Raw genomic sequence first — 18,807 nt, forward strand, 5'->3', positions numbered from 1 at the left:
TGGTGGGCGGTATTGGGCTCGAACCAACGACCTCCTCCTTGTAAGGGAGATGCTCTACCAACTGAGCTAACCGCCCGTCGTGATGGGGTGCATTATAGGGATACTGCGCTATGAGTCAACGATTTTTATCAGTTTTTTATCGCGAAAATGATCGTTCGTTTTATTTTTAGTCAAGATGCTTTTTTTAGCACCATAAGTGACACAGCAATTAACCAAAGTAATCCCACAGATACTCTTCGTCAAACAAAAAATCATCAATTTGAAAATTTTATCTCTGTTAAAAGCTTAATGGCATTGAGGAATTAGCATCCAGTGATAAAATAAGGCAACCATTTCGTTTTTTTGATAATCACGATTACTTATCTATATATAAGTAAGACGTACAAAGGCAATCCCAATGAGTAAAATAAAAACCCGTTTTGCACCAAGTCCTACTGGCTATCTACATGTTGGTGGTGCGCGTACCGCACTTTATTCCTGGTTATATAGCCGTCACAATAAGGGCGAATTTGTACTGCGTATAGAAGACACCGATTTAGAGCGTTCTACACAGCCAGCCATCGATGCAATCATGGACGGTATGAATTGGTTAAATCTGAATTGGGATGAAGGTCCTTATTATCAGACTAAACGCTTCGATCGCTATAACCAAGTGATTGATCAAATGTTATCTGCGGGTACTGCATACCGTTGCTATTGTTCTAAAGAGCGTTTAGAGCAACTACGCGAAGATCAAATGGCGAAAGGTGAAAAACCTCGTTACGATGGTTGTTGCCGTGGTGGTAACCATAATCACAGTGCTGATGAACCTCATGTTGTGCGTTTCTTAAACCCACAAGAAGGTTCTGTCATTTTTGATGACAAAATTCGTGGTCCAATTGAATTTAGTAACCAAGAACTTGACGATCTGATTATTCGTCGTACTGATGGTTCTCCAACTTATAACTTCTGCGTTGTTATTGATGACTGGGATATGGAAATCACTCACGTTATTCGTGGTGAAGATCATATCAACAACACACCTCGCCAAATCAATATTCTCAAAGCATTAGGCGCACCAGTGCCTGAATATGCTCACGTATCAATGATTTTAGGCGATGATGGTAAAAAACTCTCTAAACGTTATAACGCAGTCAGCGTAATGCAATATCGTGATGACGGCTATTTACCAGAAGCACTATTAAACTACTTAGTGCGTTTAGGCTGGTCTCACGGTGACCAAGAGATCTTTACTATTGATGAAATGATTGAGCACTTCACTTTAGAAGCTATCAGTAAATCAGCAAGTGCATTTAATACTGATAAACTGCTTTGGTTAAACCATCACTACATCAATACACTGCCAGCAGAGAAAGTGGCTGTTCATTTAGATTGGCATATCAAACAACAAAATATTGATACCAGTAATGGTCCATCATTAGTTGAGCTGATCAAATTATTAGGCGAACGTTGCAAAACATTAAAAGAGATGGCTGAAAGTTGCCATTACTTCTATGTTGATTTCGAAACCTTTGAAGAAACTGCAGCGAAAAAACATTTACGTCCAGTTGCTCGTCAACCATTAGAAGTCGTTCGCGATAAATTATCAGCAATTACGGAGTGGACAGCTGAAAATGTTCACCAAGCAATTCAAGATACTGCTGACGAATTAGAAGTGGGAATGGGTAAAGTAGGTATGCCATTACGTGTTGCTGTAACAGGCGCAGGTCAATCTCCTGGCTTAGATGTTACCGTTCACGCTATTGGTAAAACGCGTAGCGTTGCTCGCATTAATAAAGCATTAGACTTTATTACTGAAAGAGAAAACCAAGCTTAATTTACTTATTAATCTTGCTTATTGAGAAAGATACATTCCTAAAGTAGGGAATGTATCTTTTTTTTGTACTCTTTTTCAGCAATCAATAAATAATGTGAGATTAACTGATTGACAGTATTGTGCTTGTTGCCTATTATCAAGCCCGTTCCAGTATGTTGGGGCTATAGCTCAGTTGGGAGAGCGCTTGCATGGCATGCAAGAGGTCAGCGGTTCGATCCCGCTTAGCTCCACCAATATACTTCTAGAACAATCCAATATGTGGGGTTATAGCTCAGTTGGGAGAGCGCTTGCATGGCATGCAAGAGGTCAACGGTTCGATCCCGTTTAGCTCCACCAGAATTTTAAGATCCTGAAGAGAAATCTTCGGGATTTTTTGTTTTCTATACCCCTTTATTTATTTCTATTGCGCAGTGTAACCCCCATCAATGGCATAAAATGCCCCTGTTGAGAAACTGCTCTCATCTGAAAGTAAAAATGCGACCGTTTTGGCGATTTCAAGACAAAATTTGTCGAAATTTATGCGGGGATTAAAATCTTTAGGATTTATTGCACAGTATCGTTCTGAAAAAGACAAGCGTGAGCTTATTACCCATTTAACTGATGAGGGTCACGCTTTTTTGGCAAGAGCGGCATTAGGACGAAAACAGAATGCTGAAAAAATAAGTGAATGCTTAACGCTCGGAGAACAAACATTATTTATTGAATTAAATCAGAAAATCATTAATGCATTAACACCTGAAAAATCAGGTATGGATAATGATTAACATCACCGCTTTAATGGTTTTAATAGCCCTTCGAGGCCTTCAATTTTAATCGCTAGGGTCATCTCCATGAGTTGACCAAGCTTACCTTCAGGAAACTCGCCCTTCTTTGCAAACCACAATAAATACTCTTCAGGTAAATCAACCAGCATACGCCCTTTGTACTTGCCAAATGGCATTTGTGTGTTTGCTATATCGATAAGGTGCTGTTTCTCTAACATGTTCTCTACCACGTCGTCATTGAAGGGATAAAACCGATTATAGGGTAATTTAAAGATAAAAAAAGCAGTACCCGAAGGTACTGCTTCATTTTCTGTCACTTGATTGGCAAGTGACTCTGTTTACATTGTTATTTTATTCACATGCTATCTGTTTTATCTTCAGAGATTAAACAAACAGACCTGCGATAGCTGCTGATAAGAAGCTAACTAATGTAGAACCGAACAGTAATTTCAGACCAAAACGAGAAACAACGTTACCTTGTACTTCGTTTAGACCTTTAATCGCACCTGCAACAATCCCGATTGAAGAGAAGTTAGCAAATGAAACTAAGAATACAGATAAGATACCTACAGAGCGCGGTGAAATTTCCGCAGCGATATCTTGTAAGCTACCCATTGCAACAAATTCGTTAGACACTAATTTAGTTGCCATAACACTACCAACACGTAATGCATCTTGCTCTGGCACACCAATTACCCATGCTAATGGATAGAAAACGTAACCTAAGCAATCTTGGAAACTAATACCGAAAATCATGCTGAAAATCGCATTCACTGCAGCGATTAATGCAATGAAACCAATCAGCATTGCAGCAACGATTAATGCAACTTTGAAACCGGCTAAGATGTATTCACCTAACATTTCAAAGAAGCTTTGACCTTCATGCAAATTACCCATTTGGATCTCTTCTTCATTTTCAACAGAGTATGGGTTAATCACAGAAAGGACGATAAAGGTACTGAACATATTCAGTACTAGAGCAGCAACAACGTATTTTGGATCTAACATTGTCATGTATGCACCAACAATCGACATTGATACTGTCGACATTGCTGTTGCAGCCATGGTGTACATACGACGCTGAGACATTTTGCCTAATACATCTTTATAGGCAATAAAGTTCTCTGATTGACCAAGAACTAGTGAGCTCACTGCGTTGAATGATTCCAGTTTCCCCATACCGTTCACTTTAGAAAGCACAGTACCGATAATGCGGATCACGAAAGGTAATACTTTGATATGTTGAAGAATACCAATTAATGCAGAAATAAAGATAATTGGACATAAGACATTCAGGAAGAAGAATGCTAAACCACCTTTCATCATGCCACCGAATACGAATTCAGTACCTTGTGCGGCATAACCTAATAAGTGATCAAATAATCCAGCGAAGCCACGAACAAAGCCTTCACCAACATCAGAGTTGAGGAAGAACCATGCTAATGCGATTTCAATAACTAATAACTGCACGATATAACGCAGACGGATCCCTTTGCGATTGTTACTCGCAACGAATGCTAATGCGCCAATAACGGCGAGTGCTAAAACGAAGTGAATGATAGAGGACATGCATGCTCCAAAAATAAAAATAAATCTTGTAGAGCATTTTATGTAACGCGTAACATTAGGATGTGACTATTGTCACAATCTCATGAAACCGCATACACACTATTTATTAAATAAGATAAGTCGATCACACTTTGGAAGTTACTTAAGAAACATTAAATGTAAATTTAGCTTAAGTAAAAATGCCACTGAGAAAGTTTTCCCAGTAGCATTTATTAAATAGTAGGATGATTATTTCGATTGATCAAGTAATCGTATCATTTCATCTTCATCGATAACGGTTATCCCTAATTCGTTAGCTTTCACTAACTTAGAGCCTGCCGCTTCACCGGCAATTACCATGTCGGTTTTTTTAGAAACACTTCCGCTCACTTTTGCACCTAATGCAACTAATCTGTCTTTTGCTTCATCACGCGTTAACTGTGAAAGTGACCCAGTTAACACAACGGTTTTACCTGCAAAAGGATTATCACCCGCCTCATGAGTTACAATAACAGGCGCTTGCCATGTAATACCGGCATCATTGATCAATTGATCAATAACCGTTCTATTGTGTTCTTCTTGGAAGAAATTAACGACATGTTTAGCCACAATATCGCCCACATCAGGAACGGATTTTAGTGCTTCAATATCTGCATTTCGTAATGCATCAAGCGTTGAGAAATGTGTTGTTAATCCACTGGCTGTTGCTTCACCCACTTCTCTAATACCCAGTGCATAAATAAAACGTGCAAATGTCGTTGATTTAGCCTTATCCAAAGCCGTGATCAATTTTTTAGCTGATTTTTCGCCCATTCGCTCCAAACCAGATAGGATTTTTTCATCTAAAAGGAAGAGATCAGCGGGTGTTTTAACATATTCTTTCTCAACCAGTTGGTCGATAATTTTATCGCCCATTCCATCCACATCCATAGCACGACGTGAAACAAAATGTTTAAGCGCTTCTTTACGTTGCGCACCACAAATTAAACCACCAGTACAACGTGCAACAGCTTCGCCTTCAATGCGCTCAACATCAGAATCACAAATAGGGCAATGTGTCGGAAAAATAATTTCTTGAGCATCATCTGGACGCTTTTCTTCAATCACACTGACAACCTGAGGAATAACATCACCTGCTCGACGAATAACCACAGTATCGCCAATGCGTATTCCTAAGCGTTCAATTTCATCAGCATTGTGTAATGTTGCATTACTCACAACAACACCTGCAACTTGAACAGGCTCTAAGCGTGCAACCGGTGTAATAGCACCTGTACGCCCTACTTGGAATTCGACATCTTTGATAATCGTCATTTGCTCTTGAGCTTGGAATTTATAAGCAATAGCCCAACGCGGTGCTCTTGATACAAAACCCAGCTCTTCTTGTAGTGCAATATCATCAACTTTGATAACAACGCCATCAATATCAAAACCTAAATTAGGACGAATTTCTTCCACATGGTGATAAAAATCAAGGACTGTTTTGCTACCTGTGCAAAGTTTTACCTTATCACTAACAGGTAATCCCCATTTTTTAAATTGTTGTAGACGCTCATAGTGGCTTGTAGGTAATTCACCACCTTCAAGTACACCAACGCCATAACAGAAAAAGGTTAATGGACGTTTTGCTGTAATACGAGGATCAAGCTGTCTTAATGAGCCAGCGGCAGCATTACGAGGGTTAGCAAAAACTTTTCCGCCTGTACGTCGCGCTTCCTCGTTTAAATATTCAAAGCCTTTTTCATTCATAAAAACTTCGCCACGAATTTCAATACGAGCAGGAATATCTTCACCGTATAAACGCAATGGAATAGCTTTAATTGTTCTCACATTCTCAGTGATATTTTCCCCTGTCGTACCATCGCCACGCGTTGCAGCTTGTACTAAAATTCCATTTTCATAAAGTAAACTAACCGCTAATCCATCTAATTTTAATTCACAACAGAAAGTGATCTCTTCATTATTTTTTAAACGATCACGTAAACGCTTATCAAAAGCTAAATAGCTTGTTTCATCAAAAGCATTATCTAAAGAGAGCATCGGAATTTCATGTCTCACTTGCTCAAATGCTGTCAAAGGTAAAGCACCAACTCGCTGTGTTGGCGAATCAGAAGTAATTAATTCAGGGTGTTCAGCTTCTAATGCTTTTAGCTCATTCATTAAGCGATCGTATTCAGCATCAGGTATTTCAGGTGCGTCCATGACATGATAGAGATATTCATGGTGACGTAGAGTAACGCGAAGTTTATCAATTTTTTGTTGAGTATTTTTATTCATGATTATCACCAAAGAAGAAAAACCCCCGCAAGCGGGGGCTTTTTTACAGACAAAAGCTATTGATTTAAATCCAGCGTCCTACGGATCCTAGATTTATAAAGCTCGATTTTTTGTGGCGTTAAGAGTTTACGTTCATCATCCAGCACAACACCACCTACATCAGATGCGATACGTTGCGCCGTAAGTAACATCAATTTAAAGTTTTGGTTAGCATCACCATAAGATGGCACCATCATAAACATTGATACACCTGGTGTCGTTAATTCAGCCATTGTATCAATATTAAATGTTCCCGGTTTCACCATATTCGCTAAACTAAACAAAACAGGTCCATTCGCTGTTGGATTGAGATGACGATGGAAAATATTCATTTCACCAAACTGGAATCCAGCTTGAATAATACTTTGCATCAATGCTTCACCATCTAGCATTTGACCATGATGTGCACTTACGTTTAGAACGATAACCAGCTCTTTCTCTGCTTCTGTTGCTTGCGGAGCAGATTCAGCTTTTGGCTCTTCAGCCGGAGCATGATGCGAAGCCTCAGTTTCAACAGGAGTCACATGAGCCGTTGTCTCTGAAATTGACGGCTCAAAACTCGCAGATGGGCTTACTGTATTAACGTGTGATTTTATTTCACTCGCAACATTAACCACTGGTGCTTGTTTTGGCTCATCCCTAACAATCGGTACAGGCTCTTTTTCAATAACATCAAAAACACCAAGGCTAGGCTCTTGTTGTAATGAAGTATCGTGAGAGTTCCCTTTAGTTTGGGTTTCAGACATTAATGGATCTCTATCTACCACTGAAATTTCGGGTTCATGTAGAGGCTCCGATTTTATCGGTGGCTCACTCTCCCGCTTTTCAGTAGAGGATAAAGTTGATGTCTGATGACTAGCCTCAGCATATTGTGGTTCGTCATCGTTCTCATCTGACTGATAATTCTGTTTCTGACGTTTTACTGGGCGATTACGGAAAAGCTTAGAACGCTCTTTTCGACCAATCCATAAGCCGTGTAATAACAAAGCTATGATTAAAATCGCACCAACAACGATTAATATCAGACGCAAATTTTGCTGCATCATTTCTATCTCTGTTGTCTTGAGGTTTAATAGCCACGTTGGCAAATATTACTTTTTACTAAGAGTATTTGCCAATGCTCATAAGTGCAAGCCAATACTTAATTTTCTTGTCACAAAGATACACACATCAATCTCTTATGCGCGTTTTTTAGACAATTCATGACTAGTAAGGCTGATTATCTCCCTATATGATACTAGCTTGCCCTCATTGGAGAGAATAGGAAGTATGACAAATTTGACAGAAACGAATAAAAATTTAAATGGATTTCATTATTTTGCTCTTGGTTGGCGTTTAATTACACGCAAAGGGCTGAAACGTTTTGTTATCTTACCCCTACTTGCCAATATTATTATTCTCGGAAGCGCCTTTTGGTGGTTATATGGTCAAATCGGTGGCATGGTCAATTGGATGATGGAAAAAGTTCCTGATTGGCTACAGTGGCTGAGTTATTTAATCTGGCCATTATCCGTTATTTTTATTTTATTGGTGTTTACTTATTTCTTTAGTACTTTAGCCAATATTATTGCTTCTCCGTTTAATGGATTGTTGGCTGAAAAATTAGAAGGTCAAATAACTGGCATTGCACCACCAGATACAGGTGTTGCAGGTATATTGAAGGATGTTCCACGTATTTTAAAACGTGAGTTAACTAAAATAGCTTATTATTTGCCTCGTGCTATTGTCTTGTTATTGCTCTATTTTATTCCTGCTATCGGACAAACTGTTGCCCCTGTTTTATGGTTTGCTTTTGGTGCTTGGATGATGGCAATTCAATATAATGACTTCCCATTTGATAATCATAAAATTTCATTTGCTGCCATGAAATCTTCGCTGAAACAAGACAAATGGAATAATCTTCAATTTGGTATGGTTATTAATATTTTTACCATGATCCCTATTCTAAATTTAGTCATCATGCCGGTTGCCATTTGTGGTGCAACCGCAATGTGGTGTGATCGTTATCGTAAACAACATGTACAAGACGGGCAGTGGTAAATTTAATTTAACAATGTATCGATAAATGAGAAAAACCCCGTTTTATTAAGACGGGGTTTTATTTTATCGTTTTTTTTCTAGATCGTGATTTGGTTTATTTAGTTATTGAGTGCATTACTCAATTAATGAACAAATATAATCTTTCGTTTCTTCCTTATCCATCGGCTCACGCTCATTAATGCCCATTTCAAAGATATTCAATGCACCATCTAATTTTTCCATAATCTCTTCATCATCTCGAATACAGAAAATATAAGCATTTTCAAATGGTGTGAGATCCACTAATCGTAACCCTTTCTCTGTCAAAAAGTGGTTAATATATTCAAGGTAAGGTAATTCATAAGGCAACATATAAGGGTCTACGCTCACCTCATCCCAATCAATATTTTCAACTTGAGATAAAATCAACGCACTCGGTGATTCAGGCAAAGAGATCTGCTCTAACGATTTTAAATCAGGAATATCACCAAAATATTCTGTCCACTCCACATAGTCCATTAATCCTTGAGCTGAGAGTGATTCATATAACCAATTAAGGACATCTTCTTGAGCATCGGACTCGGGTAAATTTTCACGCAAAGCTTGCGCGTCTAATTCAGGCACAGCGAGTTCAAGTGCACTAATCAACTCTTCAATGGTTTCCATTATGACCCCTGTATTTACAATAAACGTAGTTAAAAATAGATTATCAGCCATCAATATACTGTACATCTCTTGATTTATTAATTTGTGAATCGTCTCACTGACTCTTGATTAGAACCTTTTGGAATAAAAAGATGAAAAAGTTATAAGTATATTCATAAAGCTTATTTCCATCTTTAGCTTGATGGCGTATGGTAATTTCATCTGACCTTATAAAAATCATGTACCGAGGATAAAAATGAGCAAGATTTTCGAAGACAACTCGCAAACTATTGGACACACTCCCTTAATTCGCTTAAAGCATTTCGGAAATGGCAACATTCTGGCTAAAGTGGAATCTCGTAACCCAAGCTTCAGTGTAAAATGCCGTATCGGTGCCAACATGATTTGGGATGCAGAAAAGAAAGGTATTCTTAAAGAAGGCGTTGAACTTGTAGAGCCTACCAGTGGCAATACTGGGATTGCTCTTGCTTATGTTGCAGCGGCTCGTGGCTACAAATTAACACTAACCATGCCAGACACCATGAGTGTAGAACGTCGTAAATTACTCAAGGCATTGGGTGCTAATTTAGTGCTGACTGAAGGCGCTAAAGGTATGAAAGGGGCTATTGATAAAGCCAATGAAATTCGCGATAGCGATCCTAAGCGTTACCTTTTACTACAACAGTTTAGCAACCCAGCTAACCCTGAGATCCATGAAAAAACTACAGGTCCAGAGATCTGGAATGATACAGATGGTGAAGTCGCTGCGGTTATTGCAGGCGTCGGCACGGGTGGTACTATTACAGGTATTGGCCGCTATTTGAAAAAGACCCAAGGTAAAGCGGTAACAATGGTTGCAGTTGAACCAACAGGCTCCCCTGTTATTACACAAGCCTTAGCAGGTGAAGAAATTAAACCCGGTCCACATAAAATCCAAGGTATTGGTGCTGGTTTTATTCCTGAAAACCTAGATTTATCGTTGCTGGATCGTGTTATTCAAATCACTAACGAAGAAGCCTTTGATACTGCTCGTGAACTTATGACTAAAGAAGGTATTCTCGCAGGTATTTCTTCTGGTGCAGCGATTGCGGCAGCAGTAAAACTCGCAAAAGAACCAGAATTTGCAAATAAAGAAATCGTGGTTATTTTACCTTCATCAGGTGAGCGTTATTTAAGCACCCCACTTTTTGCTGACATTTCTGACAGCTAAATCGCGTCATCTCAATTGTAAAATATTTATTAAAAAAGCACCTTAATGGTGCTTTTTTTGTGGTAGAGATCAAAGTTTGTCATCCAGACAGGTGATTTATTTCTTCGAGTTTAGTATTTAATCAATTAATTATTTCGAAGGTCGAAATTAATCAGAAAATAACCGAGATGACAAAAACGAACTCTTTTATCTTTCTGAACACTATTTTTATCAGATGACGCTTTACGACTTAATATTATCTGATATTGCTACGCAAAGCAGGACAAATTCATCTACACTTACTAAGTCCTGACTTAATGTGAACAATTGAGTTATAAAAGGAAAAAATCCTATGTACCAGCAAGAAGTTACTATTACAGCACCAAACGGCTTACATACTCGTCCTGCAGCACAATTTGTAAAAGAAGCCAAAACATTCTCTTCTGATATCACGCTTATCTCTAGCGGTAAATCTGCCAGCGCTAAGAGCCTTTTCAAATTACAAACTTTAGGCTTAACCCAAGGTACTGTAGTGACTATCTCTGCTGAAGGCGAAGATGAAAAACAAGCTGTTGAAGCGTTAGTAAAATTAATGGCGGAATTAGAGTAATTCGCGGTTAAGCTTTAACTCAGTACTTATTCCCCTGAAACCATTCAGGGGAGTTAATCTCAATGATGATTTTAAAACAACAGTATTTTGCAATCCTATTCTTTTAAGATTATCACCAGCAAGTCGTAGGATAAATTATGATTTCAGGAATTTTAGCATCACCCGGTATCGCATTTGGTCAAACCCTTCTCCTCAAAGAAGAACCTATCATCATTAGCCAACGTAAGATCCAAAGTGATGAGATTGAAAATCAAATCGAACGCTTTAAAGACGGCCGTAACAAATCAGCACAACAACTAGAAATCATTAAAGAGCGTGCGGAAAAAAACCTTGGTGCGGATAAAGCCGAAATTTTTGAAGGCCATATCATGTTGCTAGAAGATGAAGAGCTAGAACAAGAAATTGTTACTCTCATCAAAAGCGACAAAAAAACCGCTGAAGCGGCAGTTCAATCTGTTATTGAAGATCAAGCAACTGCATTAGAAGCATTAGACGATGAATACCTAAAAGAACGTGCAGCTGACGTTCGCGATATTGGTAAGCGCTTAATGCGCAATATCTTAGAAATGCCAATTATCGATTTAAGCGCTATCTCAGAAAAAGTGATTTTAGTTGCAACTGACCTTACCCCTTCTGAAACTGCACAATTAAGTTTAGACAACGTATTAGGTTTTATCACTGACTTAGGTGGTAGAACATCCCACACTTCTATCATGGCTCGCTCATTAGAAATTCCAGCTATTGTAGGAACATCTAATGCGACACAAACCATTAAAAAAGACGATTATCTCGTTCTTGATGCGATTAATAACAAAATCATTATTAATCCATCAGATGAGGAACTTGAAACATTAAAAGCTATCAAAGAAGAGTACCTGCACGAAAAAGAAGAATTAGCAAAACTTAAAGACTTACCTGCTATTACGCTTGATGGGCATCAAGTCGAAGTTTGCGCTAATATTGGTACAGTTCGAGATGTTGCTGGTGCTGAACGTAATGGTGCTGAAGGTGTTGGTCTGTATCGTACCGAATTCTTATTTATGGATAGAGACTCTTTACCAACAGAAGATGAGCAATTCCAAGCCTATAAAGCGGTAGCAGAAGCTGTTGGAAGTCCTGCGGTCATTATTCGTACTATGGATATTGGCGGTGATAAAGACTTACCTTACATGAACCTACCAAAAGAAGAGAACCCATTCTTAGGCTGGCGTGCAATTCGTATTTGTCTTGACCGTAAAGAGATCCTTCATTCACAATTACGTGCTATCTTAAGAGCATCTGCTTTTGGTAAACTACGCATTATGTTTCCAATGATTATCTCTGTTGAAGAGATCCGTGCATTGAAAGCAGAACTTGAAATACTGAAAAGCCAGCTTCGTGAAGAAAAGAAAGCTTTTGATGAATCTATTGAAGTCGGTGTGATGGTAGAAACCCCTGCCGCAGCAGTAATGGCTCGTCATATGGCAAAAGAAGTTGACTTTTTTAGTATTGGGACTAACGATCTAACACAATATACTCTGGCTGTAGACCGTGGAAATGAGCTGATATCTCATCTATATAATCCAATGTCACCTGCAGTACTCAACCTGATAAAACAGGTGATTGATGCATCACATGCTGAAGGTAAATGGACTGGAATGTGTGGTGAACTTGCTGGAGATGAACGAGCAACATTGCTCCTTCTTGGCATGGGATTAGATGAGTTTAGTATGAGTGCTATTTCAATTCCTCGCATCAAAAAAGTGATTCGTAATGCGAATTACGATGATGCAAAAGCACTGGCAGAACAAGCACTTGCTCAGCCAACTGCAAAAGAATTGATGGACTTAGTAGAAACTTTTACTAAAGAAAAGACACTGTGCTAATCGCATTAGCCAGAGCCCGGTCCCAACTACAATAATTAGGAGAAGATTCATGGGTCTGTTTGATAAATTAAAATCACTGGTTTCAGAGGAAAAGAAAGGCAGTGGCACGATTGATATTGTTGCACCACTTTCTGGTGAAATCGTCAATATCGAAGATGTTCCTGATGTTGTTTTCGCTGAAAAAATCGTAGGTGACGGTATTGCTATCAAACCTGCTGGTAATAAAATTGTTGCGCCAGTTGATGGTACTATCGGTAAAATTTTCGAGACTAACCATGCTTTCTCTATTGAGTCTGACAACGGTATCGAGTTATTTGTCCACTTCGGTATCGACACTGTTGAACTGAAAGGTGAAGGGTTTAAACGTATCGCTGAAGAAGGTCAGCAAGTAAAAGTCGGTGATACTATTTTAGAATTTGACTTGGCTGTATTAGAAGAAAAAGCAAAATCAGTTCTAACGCCAGTTGTTATCTCTAATATGGATGAAATCCAAGGTTTAACCAAAATGACAGGCCCAGTTACTGTTGGTGAAACCGTTATTATTCAGATTAAAAAATAATCTTCTGTAATATTCTCTATTTAAACCGCCACCCATATGTGGCGGTTTTTTTATATTCAAAAACCAAAATACTCTAACTAATTCAACAATGTCCTTACTCTAAATAATTCAACAATGTTATTACTATAAATAATTCAACAATATCATTACTCTAAATAATTCAAGATGTAGCTAGGCGACAAGTGAAAGAGTCACTAGGAGCATACATAAGTATGTGACTGGCGCGAATGAGCGCAGTCAACAACGCTACAACTTGAAGTATGACGAGTAAATAAGTCGCTAGGAGCATACACAAATATGTGACTAGCGCGAATGAACGCAGTCAACAACGCTACAGTTTGAATTATGACGAGTAAACGCCTGTCGACAAATAACGATCACCCCTATCACACACAATCGCAACAATCACTGCCCCTGGATTTTCTCTTGCAACGCGCAGAGCGCCAGCAACAGCGCCTCCAGAACTCACACCACAGAAGATACCCTCTTGTTTGGCTAAAAGGCGCATCGTTGATTCTGCTTCGGTTTGTGACATATCTATCACGCTATCCACCAGCTCTTTTTTAAAGATGCCCGGCAAATAAGCAGGTGACCAACGACGAATACCTGGGATCTGGCTTTTTTCTTCAGGCTGAAGACCTATAACTTGCACGCTATCAGATTGTGTTTTTAAGTAACTTCCCACACCGGTGATCGTCCCTGTTGTTCCCATACTCGAAACAAAATGCGTAATACGACCTTGTGTTTGTTGCCAAATTTCAGGGCCTGTAGAAATAAAATGAGCTCTTGGATTATCTGGGTTATTAAATTGGTCTAATACCTTACCTTCGCCCTGATGTTCCATCTGTTGTGCGAGATCTCGCGCACCTTCCATACCGACTTCACGACTGACTAAAATCAATTCTGCGCCATAAGCTTGCATTGATGCTTGACGCTCTTTACTCATATTTTCAGGCATTAACAACTTTAAACGGTAACCTTTTACCGCTGCAATCATCGCCAAGGCAATACCTGTATTACCACTGGTTGCTTCAATCAGCGTATCACCCGGTTTTATTTCACCACGTAATTCCGCTTGTTCAATCATCGATAATGCAGCTCTGTCTTTTACTGAACCTGCAGGATTATTGCCTTCAAGCTTAACCCAGATTTCAGCGTCCACCTCTTGTGTTAGTCGTTGTAGTTTTACTAATGGTGTATTACCAATAAATTGTTCTAACCCTGCCACAATAAGTTCCTGCTCATTTGTTTGTCTGTATTAATGAAGAAATCACATTTAACTTATTAACGCAATAATATTAACGTAATTCGACAAGTCTCTTTGTTTTCATAGAAACCAAAACACCCATACCTAAAATAAGCATGGGTGAAAAATCGCGAAATAAAACGATAGATTAATAATAAAATTAGCAAAATCTGCCGTAAACCCTCAAACCCTCACCCAATACGGGCGGGAAGCAGTCACGCGGTATAGGCTAACGACACCGTATTTAAGGGAGTATCTCCCGTATATAAACGGGCTTGAGCACCTCCCATATAATAGGTATTTCCTTTTGTTGGTGCCGAAGAAATATCATTCCAAACCGCAGTAATCGGTGTTTCACTCCATCCTAGTGGCTGTAAAATCAACTGCCAATAATGCCCTTTTGGCGATACCTCAATAACCTTAACAGGCAATCGGCAAACACTGTTGGCATGTACACTTAATGCTATTTCCCAAGGACGTAAAAACACATCTACCGAACCTTGATAAAGCGGTGTCACCGATAATGGCAAGTGATATCCACCAATCTGTAATTGAGCACCATTAATTTCACCTTTTAGATGATTTACATCACCTAAAAATTCTAAAACAAAGCGACTTTGAGGTGATTGCCATACCTCTTGTGGTGTTCCTACTTGCTCTATTTTGCCATTCCCCATAATCACAATGCGATCAGCCACTTCCATCGCTTCTTGTTGATCATGAGTAACAAAGACACTGGTAAATTTAAGCTCTTCATGCAATTCACGTAACCAACGGCGTAATTCCGTTCTTACTTTGGCATCTAAAGCGCCAAAAGGCTCATCGAGTAATAAAATTTGAGGTTCAACAGCTAAAGCTCTTGCTAAAGCGACACGCTGTTTTTGCCCACCCGATAATTGTGCTGGATAACGTTGTGCTAAATGAGGCAATTGGATCATTTCTAACAACTGTTGTACTTTTTTATGAATAGCTTCTTTGTTAGGACGATCTCGTCGAGGCAATACCGTTAGACCAAAAGCGATATTCTCAAATACAGTCATATGGCGAAACAGCGCATAGTGCTGAAAAACAAAACCGACTTTGCGATCTCTAGCATGTAATCGGCTAACATCTTGCCCCTCGAAACAAATATTTCCTTGGGTTTGATGTTCAAGGCCAGCAATAATACGCAAAAGCGTTGTTTTACCTGATCCTGAAGGCCCTAGCAGCGCCACCATTTCACCTGAAGCCACATCAAGGTTGACATCATGCAACACTTCAGTGCGATCAAAATATTTTGTGACACTATTAATTTCAATACTCATATTTTGCCTCTACTTTGTGTAAATAATAATGTCATTGCTGACGAGCTAAATGCCATTGCAACGCACTTTTAAACATTAAGGTGAAGATTGCCATCATCGCGAGTAATGCAGCTGCAGTAAATGCACCAACGGTATTGTAATCTTGATGCAGTAATTCAACTTGTAACGGTAGTGAATAGGTTTCTCCACGAATAGCACCAGACACAACAGAAACTGCACCAAACTCACCAATAGCTCTGGCGTTGGTTAATACCACGCCATATAACAATGCCCAGCGAATATTCGGTAACGTTACTCGCCAAAACATCTTCCAACCGCTCGCTCCTAATAACACGGCGGCCTCATCTTCTTGACTGCCTTGGCTCATCATCACTGGTACCAGCTCTCTCACTACAAAAGGACAAGTGACAAACACCGTAACTAGTACCATTCCCGGCCATGAGAACATCAATTGGATATCAAATTGAGATAACCATTGCCCAGCCCAGCCATTGCTACCGTAAAAAAGCAGATAGAGTAATCCAGCAACCACTGGAGACACTGCAAATGGAATATCAATCAATGTCATTAATAGTTGGCGTCCCGGGAAACGAAAACGGGTGACAAGCCATGCCATACTGACACCAAACAACATATTGACAGGTACGGTGATTAACGCGATGAGTACGGTTAACCAAACCGCGTGTAACATGTCACTGTCCAATAAGTTCTCAGTAAATATTTCAATACCTTTTGAAAACGCGGTCATAAAGATCCACGCAATAGGCACAACTAAAAATAAAATGGATAACACAACGCCCGTAAGGATTAACCCCCACTTCACCCAATCAATTTGGCGACGATAAACAGAGCGTTGTTGCATAATATCTGACATCAATGCCCCCTCAACCGTTGTCCAAATCGGCTTTGTAATCCATTAATTGAAAACAGTAAGACTAATGAAACAAGTAAAATTACAGAAGCAACGGCACTTGCCGCAGGATAATCAAATTCTTGTAATCGAATAAAAATCATCAAAGAAACAACTTCTGTTTGCCACGCAATATTGCCAGCAATAAAAATAACAGCGCCAAATTCACCTAAACTGCGCGTAAAAGAGAGTGCGGTTCCTGCTATTAATGCTGGCGACAACTCAGGTAAGACAACCTTACGAAAAGTCTGCCAACGACTCGCCCCTAGCGTTTCAGCCGCTTCTTCATACTCAGGACCTAATTCTTCAAGAACGGGCTGAACGGTTCTTACAACAAAAGGCAAACTGGTAAAAGCCATCGCAACAGCGATACCAATCCATGTGTTGATAACTTTGATATCAAATTTATCCAATACAAAACCGTACCAGCCTTGTGTTGAAAAAAGTGTCGCAAGTGTGAGACCCGCAACAGCCGTAGGCAAAGCAAAAGGTAAATCCATTAAACCATCAAGTAGTTGTCTACCCGGAAAACGGTAACGAGTAATGATCCACGCAAGCAACATGCCGAAAACTGCATTAAAAATACTGGCAACGGCTGCTGCGAGTAATGTGACTTTATAAGCAGCCACAATTTGAGGGTGCGTTATCACCGCCCAATACTGGGACCAACTCATATCAGAAAGTTGTACAACCAGCGCACTCATTGGTAACAGTAAGATCAAGCAGGTATAAAACAGTGTTCCACCTAAACTTAATCCAAATCCCGGTAATACCCGTTTGCTGGTTGTAGTAAACATTATTGACGTCCTTGCGCTAACAACTTATCAAGCATGCCATCTGTCGTGAAATGTGTTTTCATCACGTTATTCCAGTCACCAAATACCTCTTCAATCGTAAATAATGACGTTGCTGGGAACTGTGCTGACTTTTGAGCCATAACCGCTTTATCATTTACGCGATAATTAAATTGCGTGATGATCTCTTGTGCTCTAGGACTGTATAAATAATTTAGATAGGCTTTTGCCAATGCTTCGGAGTCATTACGTTGAATATTTTTATCAATCCAAGCGACAGGAAACTCAGCTAGAATATCAATAGGTGGCACAATAACTTGATATTCATCTTCGCCATATTGTTGACGAATGTTATTAACTTCAGATTCAAAACTGATCAGAACATCCCCAAGCCCACGTTCGATAAATGAGGTGGTGGCGCCACGCCCTCCTGTATCAAATACCTCAACATTCTTGAGGAATTTCTTCATCGCTTCCTGCGTCTTTTCATCATTACCATAAGCTTTTTCAAAAGCGCCCCACGCGGCTAAATAAGTATAGCGACCATTGCCAGAGGTTTTAGGATTAGGGAAAACCACTTTGACATCTTCGCGCGTTAAATCTTCCCATGAAGTAATGTTCTTTGGATTTCCTTTGCGTACTAAATACGCCATAGTGGAATAATAAGGCGAGCTATTATTAGGAAGGCGTTGTTGCCAATCAGCAGGAATTAATTTGCCTTTATCATGCAAAATTTGCACATCTGTAACTTGATTATAAGTCACTACATCCGCGGGTAAACCTTGTAATATTGCAAGTGCCTGCTTAGATGAGCCTGCATGTGATTGTTTGATGGTGACTTTATCATCAGGATGTTGAGCATCCCATTGCGTTTTAAAATCGCTATTTAGCTGTGTGAATAGCTCTCTTGCGATATCGTAAGAGCTATTAAGTAATTGAGCAGCCCCAGCATAACTACTAACAACCAAAGACAATGCTGCGGTTGCTTGTAATGCAAAGGTTCTGATTGTGTTTTTCTTCATCAAAAGTACCCATCATTGTAAGTTTTGTTCTAATGGTTACTCTATCGACTTTATTTATAACAGTGTAGTTAGCTTTTGTTATTTGATATAACCATAAGCTATTAAAACTGAATAAAACTCAGGCTAATTAATTAAATTTGCATCAATTACTCTTAACATGAAAAAAATTCAGACAAAAAAGCCTGCTTTTAAAGCAGGCA

General features: G+C 39.3%; 17 protein-coding genes, 3 tRNA genes and 1 pseudogene. 9 read left to right on the top strand and 12 right to left on the bottom strand.

Annotated features, from left to right (window positions below; translation table 11 throughout):
• Positions 1–76, bottom strand: a tRNA-Val gene (locus ABN236_RS15005).
• A 321-nt stretch (positions 77–397) separates the two neighbouring features.
• Here ABN236_RS15005 and gltX point away from each other — a divergent pair.
• The 3 genes from gltX to ABN236_RS15020 all read left to right on the top strand — a co-directional run bounded on the left by gltX (position 398) and on the right by ABN236_RS15020 (position 2,152).
• Complete coding sequence (gene gltX, locus ABN236_RS15010; RefSeq protein ID WP_088495079.1) at positions 398–1,816, top strand: glutamate--tRNA ligase; 1,419 nt, start codon at positions 398–400, stop codon at positions 1,814–1,816.
• 157 nt (positions 1,817–1,973) lie between these two features.
• Positions 1,974–2,049: transfer RNA gene (locus tag ABN236_RS15015), tRNA-Ala, on the top strand.
• A gap of 27 nt (positions 2,050–2,076) precedes the next feature.
• Positions 2,077–2,152 (top strand) — tRNA-Ala (locus ABN236_RS15020).
• Positions 2,153–2,216: 64 nt separating this feature from the next.
• Here ABN236_RS15020 and ABN236_RS15025 read toward each other — a convergent pair.
• Positions 2,217–2,312, bottom strand: a pseudogene (locus ABN236_RS15025) (SDR family oxidoreductase); the annotation flags it as partial.
• 22 nt (positions 2,313–2,334) lie between these two features.
• Here ABN236_RS15025 and ABN236_RS15030 point away from each other — a divergent pair.
• A complete protein-coding gene (locus ABN236_RS15030) occupies positions 2,335–2,580 on the top strand; it encodes a winged helix DNA-binding protein (protein WP_349474399.1) in 246 nt (81 codons plus the stop codon).
• Positions 2,581–2,582: 2 nt separating this feature from the next.
• Here the strand turns inward: ABN236_RS15030 and ABN236_RS15035 are convergent, their stop codons facing one another.
• The 4 genes from ABN236_RS15035 to zipA all read right to left on the bottom strand — a co-directional run bounded on the left by ABN236_RS15035 (position 2,583) and on the right by zipA (position 7,490).
• Positions 2,583–2,798, bottom strand: coding sequence for a DUF3820 family protein (locus ABN236_RS15035; protein WP_023581656.1), 216 nt, complete (start codon positions 2,796–2,798; stop codon positions 2,583–2,585).
• A gap of 166 nt (positions 2,799–2,964) precedes the next feature.
• A complete protein-coding gene (locus tag ABN236_RS15040; protein ID WP_069367879.1) occupies positions 2,965–4,149 on the bottom strand; it encodes a NupC/NupG family nucleoside CNT transporter in 1,185 nt (394 codons plus the stop codon).
• 228 nt (positions 4,150–4,377) lie between these two features.
• A complete protein-coding gene (gene ligA, locus ABN236_RS15045) occupies positions 4,378–6,405 on the bottom strand; it encodes an NAD-dependent DNA ligase LigA (RefSeq protein WP_349474326.1) in 2,028 nt (675 codons plus the stop codon).
• Between the two features lie 56 nt (positions 6,406–6,461).
• Positions 6,462–7,490 (bottom strand): cell division protein ZipA, encoded by a 1,029-nt coding sequence (gene zipA / locus ABN236_RS15050; RefSeq protein ID WP_088495076.1) that lies wholly within the window; start codon positions 7,488–7,490, stop codon positions 6,462–6,464.
• A gap of 223 nt (positions 7,491–7,713) precedes the next feature.
• Between zipA and cysZ the strand changes: the two genes are divergently transcribed.
• Positions 7,714–8,484 carry a sulfate transporter CysZ gene (gene cysZ / locus ABN236_RS15055; protein WP_088495075.1) on the top strand — a complete coding sequence of 257 codons (771 nt, stop codon included), beginning with the start codon at positions 7,714–7,716 and terminating at the stop codon, positions 8,482–8,484.
• A 114-nt stretch (positions 8,485–8,598) separates the two neighbouring features.
• Here the strand turns inward: cysZ and ABN236_RS15060 are convergent, their stop codons facing one another.
• Complete coding sequence (locus ABN236_RS15060; protein ID WP_349474327.1) at positions 8,599–9,129, bottom strand: hypothetical protein; 531 nt, start codon at positions 9,127–9,129, stop codon at positions 8,599–8,601.
• A 235-nt stretch (positions 9,130–9,364) separates the two neighbouring features.
• On the opposite strand from ABN236_RS15060, the gene cysK reads away from it, so the two are divergent.
• From cysK to crr, 4 genes are all read left to right on the top strand, one after another.
• Complete coding sequence (cysK, locus tag ABN236_RS15065; RefSeq protein WP_088495073.1) at positions 9,365–10,318, top strand: cysteine synthase A; 954 nt, start codon at positions 9,365–9,367, stop codon at positions 10,316–10,318.
• 331 nt (positions 10,319–10,649) lie between these two features.
• Positions 10,650–10,907, top strand: a complete 258-nt coding sequence (gene ptsH, locus ABN236_RS15070) for a phosphocarrier protein Hpr (protein ID WP_006533407.1) — start codon at positions 10,650–10,652, stop codon at positions 10,905–10,907.
• A gap of 137 nt (positions 10,908–11,044) precedes the next feature.
• Entirely contained in the window at positions 11,045–12,772 is a 1,728-nt protein-coding gene (gene ptsI / locus ABN236_RS15075) for a phosphoenolpyruvate-protein phosphotransferase PtsI (RefSeq protein ID WP_109393009.1), read from the top strand.
• A gap of 49 nt (positions 12,773–12,821) precedes the next feature.
• Complete coding sequence (gene crr, locus ABN236_RS15080; RefSeq protein ID WP_036935451.1) at positions 12,822–13,331, top strand: PTS glucose transporter subunit IIA; 510 nt, start codon at positions 12,822–12,824, stop codon at positions 13,329–13,331.
• Positions 13,332–13,674: 343 nt separating this feature from the next.
• Here crr and cysM read toward each other — a convergent pair whose 3' ends face one another.
• The 5 genes from cysM to cysP all read right to left on the bottom strand — a co-directional run bounded on the left by cysM (position 13,675) and on the right by cysP (position 18,607).
• Entirely contained in the window at positions 13,675–14,559 is an 885-nt protein-coding gene (gene cysM, locus ABN236_RS15085; protein WP_349474328.1) for a cysteine synthase CysM, read from the bottom strand.
• Between the two features lie 233 nt (positions 14,560–14,792).
• Complete coding sequence (gene cysA, locus ABN236_RS15090; protein WP_349474329.1) at positions 14,793–15,881, bottom strand: sulfate/thiosulfate ABC transporter ATP-binding protein CysA; 1,089 nt, start codon at positions 15,879–15,881, stop codon at positions 14,793–14,795.
• Between the two features lie 31 nt (positions 15,882–15,912).
• A complete protein-coding gene (gene cysW, locus ABN236_RS15095) occupies positions 15,913–16,755 on the bottom strand; it encodes a sulfate/thiosulfate ABC transporter permease CysW (RefSeq protein WP_088495069.1) in 843 nt (280 codons plus the stop codon).
• Entirely contained in the window at positions 16,755–17,588 is an 834-nt protein-coding gene (gene cysT / locus ABN236_RS15100; protein ID WP_088495068.1) for a sulfate/thiosulfate ABC transporter permease CysT, read from the bottom strand. Before cysT ends, cysW begins: the two co-directional genes overlap by 1 nt.
• Positions 17,588–18,607, bottom strand: coding sequence for a thiosulfate ABC transporter substrate-binding protein CysP (gene cysP, locus ABN236_RS15105; protein ID WP_194950858.1), 1,020 nt, complete (start codon positions 18,605–18,607; stop codon positions 17,588–17,590). The genes cysT and cysP overlap by 1 nt, the downstream gene beginning before the upstream one ends.
• Positions 18,608–18,807: the final 200 nt, after the last annotated feature.

Source organism: Proteus sp. fly-1013, from assembly GCF_040140245.1.
GTDB classification, from domain to species: Bacteria; Pseudomonadota; Gammaproteobacteria; order Enterobacterales; family Enterobacteriaceae; genus Proteus; species Proteus mirabilis_B.